Origin of the sequence: Micromonospora sp. NPDC052213, from assembly GCF_040679695.1 — a bacterium.
Taxonomy (GTDB): Bacteria; Actinomycetota; Actinomycetes; order Mycobacteriales; family Micromonosporaceae; genus Micromonospora.
The window spans coordinates 1-9,237 of the sequence record NZ_JBFAVI010000224.1 but is presented as its reverse complement, the minus strand read 5'-3'; the positions used below and the strand labels follow the sequence as shown (position 1 = coordinate 9,237).

The window sequence follows — 9,237 nt, the reverse complement described above, 5'->3', positions numbered from 1 at the left end:
TGTTGCCGGCGAACATGACGGTGCAGCGCCCCCGGTGCCCGAGCACCGCGCGGGCCTCGTCCGTCGCCGGCACCGGCCGGAACAGCGCGTCGTCGGTCCAGTTCCACACCACCCGGACCCGGGCCGGGTCCGCGCCGCGGGCCACCACCAGGTCGGCCATCGCTGGCGAGATCACCACGACGGCGCTGGCCAGGCGGTACGTCGCGCGCATCAGCGCGGCGATCCCCCGCTGCAACGCCCGGCCGGTCCGGCCGGTCGGCGCCATGCCCGACCCGAGCACGGACTCCGGCCACAGGTCCTGCACGTGGAGCACGATCGGCGTCCGCCGGGCCGCGCGGGCGATCGCCGCCGCGGCGAACGAGGTGGGCGGCGGGTGGTAGACGTAGGTGACGTCGGCGCCGGCCAACCAACGGACGCCGCCCAGCGCGCTGCTGGCCCCGAAGGAGAGGTGGCTCAGCGCGCGCCGGGCGGCGGACGTGTCGTGGCTGGGGTAGGCGGGCACCCGCCGGACGGCCACCGGGCCGTCGGCCTCGGTGTGCCGCCAGCGTTGCCGCCAGCCCGGGAAGATGCGGCCGTGCGGGTAGCTCGGAAAGGTGGTGAGCACCCGCACCTCGTGGCCCCGCTCCGCCAACTGGCGCGCCAGGTTGCCGGGGATGAACACCCCTTCCGGCGGATACCACTGGCTGACCAGGCCGACCCTCACGCGTCGACCACCGGCTGCTCCGCCCGGGGGGCCTCCACCGGCTCGGGCCAGGTGTCCGGCCGGTCCGGGTCGAACACCTCGTTCGTCCAGAACATGGTGACCAGCTCGTCCGATCCGGTGTTGACCAGCTTGTGCACCCACATGGTGGGCATGTCCACCAGCACCGGCTCGTCGCCGGAGACGGGAAACCGCACCACCTCGGTGTCGCCGACCCTGCGCAGGCTGATCTCGGCCGTGCCGTGCAGCACGACGAACCGCTCCATCTTGGCCAGGTGGAAGTGCTCGCCCCGCGTGATGCCGGGACGGGTCGTGGAGCAGAAGGTCTGGCCGCCCCCACCGTGCGCCTTGACCGTCTCGACCAGCTCGCCCCGGGTGTCCGCCCGGCGCGGCAGCGCCAGCGGATAGTGCGCGGGGAAGCAGTGCGACCGGTACGTGTTGAACAGCCGGACGTCGTGCCGGTCCAGCAGAGCCGGGATCTCCCCCGTCCGGTACGTGGCGGCCACGTCGGCGAGCCGGTCGGCGAGGGCCCGCACGCCGATCCGCAGCGCCGGCATGGCCGGATCCCACGATCCCCCGGCCGGAACGCCGACGAGTCGGGCCGCCGCGTCGGTGACGTGTACCAGGCTCAGCTCCCGGTCGGCGTGCACCTCCGGCCGGCCGCCCTCGGCGAGCAGCCGACAGAAGGTCGCGACCGCGGAGTTGTAGAACGGCCGCCCGTGTTCCCCGTACAGGTTCGGCAGCAGGACGTCGTCGACCGGCAGGCCCGTGTCGGCCAGGATGCCGGCGGCGGCAGCCTTCGCGTCGCCGTAGGGCGTGCCGTTGCCGGCCTGCACCGAGTTGGCGAAGACCACCGTCCCGGGCGGCGTCGGGCAGTGCTTGAGACCCTGCGCGAGCTGGGCCGCGAGCTGCACGTTGCCGGCGGACACGTCCGCCGGCTCGCCCCGGTTGACCCCGGCCAGGTGCAGCACCCGGTCGACCCCGCCGACCTTCGCCGCGACCCGCTGGGGGTCGGCCAGTTCCGCCCGGGTGACGACGACCGGCTCCGGCCAGCCGAGGACGCGCAGCAGCACCCGTACGTGCCAGCCGAGGAAGCCGCCGGCTCCGGTGACCGCGAGCCTCAGCATGCCAGCACCGGCTCCCGCAGGGCCAGCTCCGCGCGGACCTCGGGCAGCGTCTTCAGCAGCTCCATGATCTCCGGTACGCCCATCCGCGGCGCGTTCGCCGAGTTGAAGTCCTCGGTCGGCCCGTCGCCCAGCTCACCCTCCGAGACGTAGAGCGCGTAGTTGAGGTCGCGGGCGTCCAGCGGCACGCGGTAGAAGTTCCCGAAGTCGTCGGCCTGAGTGAGCTCCTCGCGGCTGGCGAGCGTTTCGTGCCACTTCTCGCTGTGGCGTACACCAATCACGTCGAGCTTGAACGGCACGTCGAAGAGCTGGCAGACGGCCTCGGCGAGATCCCCGATCGTGCAGGCCGGCGCCTTGCGGATGAAGACGTCACCGGGACGCGCGTTGTGGAAGGCGTGCTCGACGAGGTCCACCGAGTCGGCCAGGGACATGAGGAAGCGGGTCATGGTCGGATCGGTGACGGTGAGCGTGCGTCCGGCCTTGATCTGCTCGATGAAGAGCGGGATCACCGACCCACGCGAGTACATGACGTTGCCGTAGCGGACACAGGAGACGGTGGTAGCGCTGTTCGGGTTGTTCCGGGCGTGCGCCTGGGCGACCTTCTCCATCAGAGCCTTGCTCATCCCCATGGCGTTCACGGGGTAGACGGCCTTGTCCGTGCTGAGCAGCACGACAGACCCGACGCCGTTCTGCGCCGCGGCCTCTACGACGTTGGCGCTGCCCAGGATGTTCGTCCGGACCGCTTCGAGTGGGAAGAACTCGCAGGACGGGACCTGCTTGAGCGCTGCCGCGTGGAAAATGAAGTCGACGTCGCGGGTCGCCCGCTCCACACTGTCGCGGTCCCGGACATCCCCCACGTGGTAGCGCACGCGCTCGTCACCAAGGGTGCGGCGCATCGCGTCCTGCTTGGCCTCGTCACGGCTGAGGATCCGCACCTCGGCAACGTCGCGGTCCAGCAAGCGGCGGGTCATGGTCTGTCCGAAGGAGCCGGTGCCGCCGGTGATGAGCACTCGGCGTCCAGCGGTCATGAAGCTCATGGATTCTCCCGTGTCGTTGCTCGGCGGGCCGCCACCGGCTGCCTCAGCAGACGGGGCCGCCGGGTGACGCCTCGGCAAACCATCCGGCAGCAGGGCCGTGACTTGCATGGGGCACCCGGGACAACGACATGTGGCCGGTCGAGATACGCTTTTCATCCCAAACCAGTCAAAACGCCTGATAACCCCATGTGGGTCGTCGGCGGATCGTTCAGATCATCCACTTTATGCCATGTTTTGGGTCTCTTCCCGCGCTCTGCCTGGTACAAACGATCCGGTGTCGCCCGCGCCACGCGCCTGAGGCTTCGACACCACCGCCCGCAGCGCAAACCGGCGTCCCGGGGGGAAACGCCCGAGGGAAAGGCCAGGGGTGACCGCCTCCTTGACTCGCCAGCGCCGCCCGCAGTTCGTCAGCTCCGATCAGTCACGCGATCAGGGGGCGAGACGCGCCGCGGCACCTGCACGCCGGCCGGAAGTCCACAAGCCGTCGGGCTCCCGAGACGGCCACGGCCGTATCCGCCCCCCGCTGAGCCTGCCCCCGGTGCTGGTGTTGGCTCTGGTCGCCTTCATGGCCGCCCGCCCGCCGTGGTGGTCGTTCAACTACGCGGCACCGCTGGCCCTGCTCGCCCTGGCCCTCAGTGGACGCGTGCCCCGACCACGACTGCCTGACGTGCTGGCGATCGCGACCGGCGCATGGGCGCTGGCCGCTGCCCTCTGGACGGATCACCCGGAGCTGACCATCCCGGCTGGCTACCGGTACGCCACGGTCTGTCTGCTGTTCGTGGTCTGCCGGCACGTGGTGCGCCGCCGGCGGGATCTCCTCCTGCTCGGTTCGACATATCTCGCAGGCTGCGTGGTCGTGGCACTGGAGTTGGTTGTAAGCGCGGGCAGCGAGCTACGCCAGCAGGGTGAGCTTCTTGACGTCGCCACCCGGTACGGCATCGAGGGCCGGGAGATCAACGCCACCGCGTACACCCTGGCCGTCGGAGTGGTCGTGGCGATACTTCTGACCGCCGCCGTACACCGCCGGCCGATCTTGCGGGTCGCCCCGCCCCTGCTCGCGCTTCCGGTGGTCTGGGGCATGCTCCTCACCGGCTCCCGGGGGGCGGCCATCGGTGCGCTGCTCGGCGTCGTCGTGTTGGGGCTGGCCTGGCTGTTTCCCCGGGCCACCGTCATCGGGGTGGGTGCCATCGCCGGGCTCCTGATCGTCATCGTGCCGTTCGGCTTCGCCCCCCACCGGGTGGCGCTCTGGCTCGACGAACTCTACGGTCGCCCCACGGGGGACATCTCCGGACGCTTGGAGCTGTGGCCGTACGCCTTGTCGACCTGGAGCGAGGCGCCCCTGACCGGTTCCGGTCCAGGTGTCTTCATCGGCACGAATCCGTTCCAGATCGGTCCCCACAACCTGCTGCTGATACTCGGTAACGACCTCGGTCTGGTCGGCGCGGTTCTCTACCTCGGCGTCCTTCTTGCCGCCTGTTGGACCGCGGCCCGTGTCTCGCGGCAGGGACTCGTCCTGACGTCTGTCTTCACCGCCGTGCTGCTGCCGATCTGGCTGAGTGGCCAGTGGGAGGCGGCGCTCGCGATGTGGCTCGCGCTCGCACTGGTCACCGCCCTGTCGGAGCTGCCGGCATCGCCCCGGGCGGCACACCGCGCGCTGCCAGGGGAGCTGTCCTGGGGCAAGCGTCCGATCCTTCCGCAGCATTCCGGACCGAATGCCCAATAGCGGGTCGACAAACCTGACGGGGCGCGACGGTCGAGAACCGTCGCGCCCCGTGACTCTTTCGACTCGTCCCCGAACGACTTGACTCGTCACCGAACGAGGTGAGTAAGGGAACGGGTCGGTGGTTCCGCCCGAGGCGCCGACGGAGGACCGATGGACCGGCGGGCGGCCTCGCCCAGGACCTCCGCCAGGCGCAGGGCCACCTGGTCGGATCGGTGATGGCGTACGGCGAAGGCCAGTCCCTGCCGCCCGAGGCGCTCCCGCAGCTCCGGCTCCCGGCACAACCGGGCCAGCTCCCGGCTCAGGGCCACCGGGTCGTCGACGCCGACGACGACGCCGGCGTCCGCCTCCCTGAGGTGTGCCATCGAGGCCAACTCGACCGGTCCGAACCCGAGCACCGGCCGGCCGGCGGCGAGGTACTGCGGGATCTTCGTGGAGAGCGAGTAGCGGGTGTAGGCCCGGTTGTCCTCGGCGAACGACTCCACGTGTACGAGAACGTCCGCGCCCCGCAGGACCGCGGCCACCTCCGTGCTGCTGAGCGATCGACCAAGGCGTACAGCGGCCAGATCGGCCAGATGGCCGCCGTACCGGGCGACGTCCTGCTGCGGCATGTGCACGGTCAACCGCGCCGCCACCCCCTCGCCGGCCAGCTGGTCCAACGCCTCGCCGATGCGCCGCAGCGACCGCCAGCGCCCCAGGTGCAGGCCGCCCACATAGACCAGCTCGATCGCCGCGCCGTCGGGACGTGGTGGCACGGGGTGTCCAGGGACGGCGAAGTCCTCCGCGTCCACGCAGTTGCCGAAGGCGGCAAATGGCAGCCGGTAGCGGCGCTCGTACTCCCTGGCCATCGGGCCGCTGATGCCCAGCCCGTACGAGGATTGCCGCAGCACAGCGCGCAGCTCGCGGCGCACCGCCTGCCGGGGCAGGCCGAGCACCTGTCCCTGGGCGTACAGCGTGGTCGCCCAGTCGTCCATGAAGTGCGGCACGAGCGGGACGTCGCACTCACGGGCGGCCATCAGTGCCAACCGCATCATCCGGATACTTCCCAGCGTCGCGTACACCACCTGCGGCTGTTGCGCCCGTACCCAGTCCCGCACGTGGGCAGACGGCCGAATCGGAGTCAGATCGAAGAAGGCGGTCAACTCCTTCCGCAGCCACGCCCGAACCGGCCCGGCTTCCTGATCCATGCGGACCGTCCCGTCCGCTCGCGCGCCGCCCGTCGCTGTCACACGCGCCGAGCGCTGCGTCCGCCTCCGCAGCCGGATCAGGTGATGCTCGACCGGGGCGATTTCCTGACCGACGTGCGCGAAGCTGGCGCAGACATCTGTCGTGGGCTCCCGGTCCTCTGTGTAGAGCTGGGCGAGCCGGTCGCGGGGCCAGCCGGCGAACAGGTTCGACAGCGTGATGCCGGTGCCGGAAGTGCGGCTGAACGCAGCCCCTCCCACCACGAGCACGCGCGGATACTCCTCAGGCAGCAATCGGCTCACCCTTCCTCTCCTGCGCCGCCGGCGCGCGGTGCCTCCGCAGCGTCCGGCGGTATCCGTAGAGTGCGGCCGGCAGGACGGTCAAGGCGTAGCCCGCCGCCCCGACCCAGGGCACAGCGGTGACGCCGAACCACCGGGCGCCAAACCACTTGCCGAGGATCGAGAGAGCCAGAAAGGCCACCCAGCCCACCAGTTGCGGAACAACCACACCAGCCGCGTTCTGCACCATGAAGCGCGGCGAGAGCGCCGCCTGTAGCACCCACCACACCGCCAGTCCGGCCAACAACCATCGGTCTCCTCCGATTGAAACCGGGAGCCACGCGGCGAAGAGCCAGTCCCCGAAGGACACCAGCACTACCGACGGGACCGCGGCGGCGAGCACGGACAGGACGGTCATCCGGCGGGTGGTGTGCCGCACCCAGGAAAGCTGCCCCTGGGCAAGGGCGTCACCGTTGGCCGGCCAGAGCGGCACGTTGACCAGGACGACGAGTTGCCCGAGTTGGGCGAGCAGCTTCGCCGGAATCACGAAGCCGGCGACGGCGGACAGCCCGAGCGCGTGCGCGATGACGAGGGTGTCGGCGTTGGTGGCCAGTGACATGACCACCGTCAACACGAAGAACAGCCCGCTCAGGCGAGTCAGTTCCCACGCCGTGCGGGCGTCGACGGCGCCCAGCCGGGGCCGGATCCGACGATGACCCCGGCGGAAGAACCAGATCGTGTTGACGAGGTTGACCAACGGCGGCGCGGCGACCGACGTCGCGATCACGAGCATCGGGGACAGGCCGGCGGCCACGACGGCGAGCACCAGAACGAGCCCGGTGAGACTGGCGGCGGCCTGCCAGATGTTGCTGCGTCCCACCTGCTGATAGGCGTACTGCACCCGAGTGATCAGGGAGAGTGGCACGTTCACCAGGAACGCGGTGAGGCACATGAGTGCGATGAGCCGGGTCTGGCCGGACGTGACTTCGCCACTGACGTTGAAGAGCGACGTCCACGGGATGCCGCCGGCGAACAGCCACAGCAGGGTGATCATGGCAGCGGCCAGTAGTGACAACGTCAGATAGGCGCTGGAGATGTAGCCTCTGGCACGGTCGTCGTCGCCGTGGGCATGGCACGGGGCCAGCTTGGTCATCAGCCCGCTACCCAGTCCGAGATCGGCGAACGACGCCATGCCGACCAGCGCGGCGACCGCCATCCACAGCCCGTACAGATCGGTGCCGAAGTACGGCAGCGTCACCGGGACGAGCACGATCGGCGCGACGAAACCCGCCGCCCGGCTGACCAGCGCGGTGGCCACGCCGGACAGCAGCCGGCGCGTGCGGTCATGCGGGCGGCGGTGGGCTGCCCGCGCGTGCCCGGCCCGCTCGGCGACCCTCCAGGACACGCGTGCCCCTAGTGGCCGGCGAACACGTGACCGGCCATCCAGGACACCGTCTCCCGAAGGCCCTCACGCAACGAAATCGGGCGCACCGCCGGAAAGAGTTCGTGCAGCCGGCGGGAATCAGCCTGGGAATCCCGGACGTCCCCTGGGCGTGGCGGCTCGTGGAACCGCTCCAAGGGACGGCCGAGCAACTGCTCCAGCTCATCGATCACCTCGAGCAGCGAGATTCGCGCGCCGAAGGCGAGGTTCACCACGTCCGGTGCGGACACCCGGCGGACGACCGCGTCGACGATCACCGAGGTGACGCTGCCGACGTAGGTGAAGTCGCGGGTCTGCCGCCCGTCGCCGTGGACCCGCAGCGGCTGCCCCGCCAGGGCCGCGGTGACGAATCGGGGCACCACCGCCGCGTAGGCGTGGTGGGCCGCCTGCCGGGGGCCGAAGACGTTGAAGAAGCGGAAGGGCAGCACCGGCAAGCTGTAGCAACTCGCGTAGGCGACCGTGTACGCCTCGGCGGCGAGCTTGGAGACGGCGTAAGGGCTGACCGGCATCGGGCGCAGCCCCTCCTGCCGGGGCAGCACGGGGTTCGCGCCGTAGACGGAGGAGGACGAGGCCACAATCACCTGCCCGACGTCGTGCCGGCGCGCCGCCTCGAGCACCATCAGGGTGCCGGTGGCGTTCGCGTGGTGGCTCGGCAGCGGGCGGTCGATGGACCGGGGCACCGAGCCCAGCGCGCCGAGGTGCACCACGCTGGCGGCGCCGGCGAACGCCTCGTCCAGCAGGTCGGGGTCGAGAACGGTGCCGCGGAGGAGCGGCACCGGCAGGCCGTCCAGGTTTTCCAGGAGACCGGTGGAGAGGTCGTCCACCGCAACGACCGAGGCGACCTCCGGCGTGTCCAGCAGCGCCCGGACCAGGTTGGCCCCGATGAAGCCGGCACCGCCCGTCACCACTACCTTCACGGTCGTCCCCCGTTTCACCGGTGCCCCAGCCCGACGCCGGTGCGATCACCAAAGGGACAACGAGCACTACAGGTGATGAGTCACGCAAACAAGGACGTACGTCCGCTGCTCATCCTGACGTCAGCGCCCGGACGCGGCGGGCGCCACGGCCGAGCGGCCCGTCGGGGAGGCGTCCGGCGACGCGGCCAGGGAGGCCAGAAAGTCGTGCATCCGCCGTCCCTGCGCCACGGGGCTGCGGGTCAGGCGGAGGAACTCCCGGCCGGCCGCCCCACGCCGGGTCACCTCCCCGGGCGGAAGCGCCAACGCGCGGATCAGCGCCTCACGGAGACCGTCGACCGTGTCCGGCTCGGCGAGCACGAGGTGCGGCAGGTAGTCGGCGGGAATGCCGGGGAGCCGGGTACTGACCACCGGCACCCCGGCCGACAGGTACTCGATGGTCTTGGACGGGAACGAGTAGCGCACGAAACCCTGCGCGACCGGACGGGGGTTGACCAGCACCGCCGCCCGCGCGAGGCGGCCGGCCAGCACGTCCCGGTCGAGCAGGTCCGGCGGCGCGATCCGCGGGTCGGCGGCGGCCTGCTCGCGCAGCCAGGGCGTCAGCTCTCCCCGGCCGAACAGCAGCAGCCGCAGGTCCGGGTCGGGCAGCGCGCGGAATGCCTCCACCAGGCGGTCCACGCCGTACGCGCGACTGAGCCCTCCCGCGTACACCACCTCACGGACGTCGGGGGCGGCCTCGACACGGGGGCGGACTCCGGCGGGCGGATGGAAGATCCCCTCCATGACCAGGTGGGGACGCCCGGGCGCGAAGTCCTCGGCGAGTGGCCCGGTCAGCGCG

8 protein-coding genes are annotated in these 9,237 nt (G+C 71.0%); 1 reads left to right on the top strand and 7 read right to left on the bottom strand.

The window, feature by feature from the left end:
• The 3 genes from AB0L34_RS31095 to AB0L34_RS31085 all read right to left on the bottom strand — a co-directional run.
• Nucleotides 1-703: glycosyltransferase family 4 protein (locus AB0L34_RS31095; RefSeq protein ID WP_363708904.1), on the bottom strand; the 703-nt coding region annotated here is incomplete at its 3' end.
• Nucleotides 700-1,827: a capsular biosynthesis protein gene (locus AB0L34_RS31090; RefSeq protein ID WP_363708902.1), complete on the bottom strand. Its 1,128-nt coding sequence runs from the start codon at nt 1,825-1,827 to the stop codon at nt 700-702. The genes AB0L34_RS31095 and AB0L34_RS31090, both read right to left, overlap by 4 nt.
• Nucleotides 1,821-2,861, bottom strand: coding sequence for an SDR family NAD(P)-dependent oxidoreductase (locus tag AB0L34_RS31085; protein WP_363708900.1), 1,041 nt, complete (start codon nt 2,859-2,861; stop codon nt 1,821-1,823). Before AB0L34_RS31085 ends, AB0L34_RS31090 begins: the two co-directional genes overlap by 7 nt.
• Nucleotides 2,862-3,399: 538 nt before the next feature.
• Here AB0L34_RS31085 and AB0L34_RS31080 point away from each other — a divergent pair.
• Complete coding sequence (locus tag AB0L34_RS31080; protein ID WP_363708898.1) at nt 3,400-4,584, top strand: O-antigen ligase family protein; 1,185 nt, start codon at nt 3,400-3,402, stop codon at nt 4,582-4,584.
• 86 nt (nt 4,585-4,670) lie between these two features.
• Here AB0L34_RS31080 and AB0L34_RS31075 read toward each other — a convergent pair whose 3' ends face one another.
• The 4 genes from AB0L34_RS31075 to AB0L34_RS31060 all read right to left on the bottom strand — a co-directional run.
• Nucleotides 4,671-6,068, bottom strand: coding sequence for a glycosyl transferase family 1 (locus AB0L34_RS31075; protein WP_363708896.1), 1,398 nt, complete (start codon nt 6,066-6,068; stop codon nt 4,671-4,673).
• Nucleotides 6,049-7,362, bottom strand: a complete 1,314-nt coding sequence (locus tag AB0L34_RS31070) for an oligosaccharide flippase family protein (protein ID WP_363708894.1) — start codon at nt 7,360-7,362, stop codon at nt 6,049-6,051. The genes AB0L34_RS31075 and AB0L34_RS31070 overlap by 20 nt, the downstream gene beginning before the upstream one ends.
• Before the next feature lie 95 nt (nt 7,363-7,457).
• Nucleotides 7,458-8,402 carry an NAD-dependent epimerase/dehydratase family protein gene (locus AB0L34_RS31065; RefSeq protein ID WP_363708892.1) on the bottom strand — a complete coding sequence of 315 codons (945 nt, stop codon included), beginning with the start codon at nt 8,400-8,402 and terminating at the stop codon, nt 7,458-7,460.
• A gap of 120 nt (nt 8,403-8,522) precedes the next feature.
• The coding region (locus AB0L34_RS31060; protein ID WP_363708890.1) for a glycosyltransferase at nt 8,523-9,237 on the bottom strand (715 nt) is incomplete at its 5' end.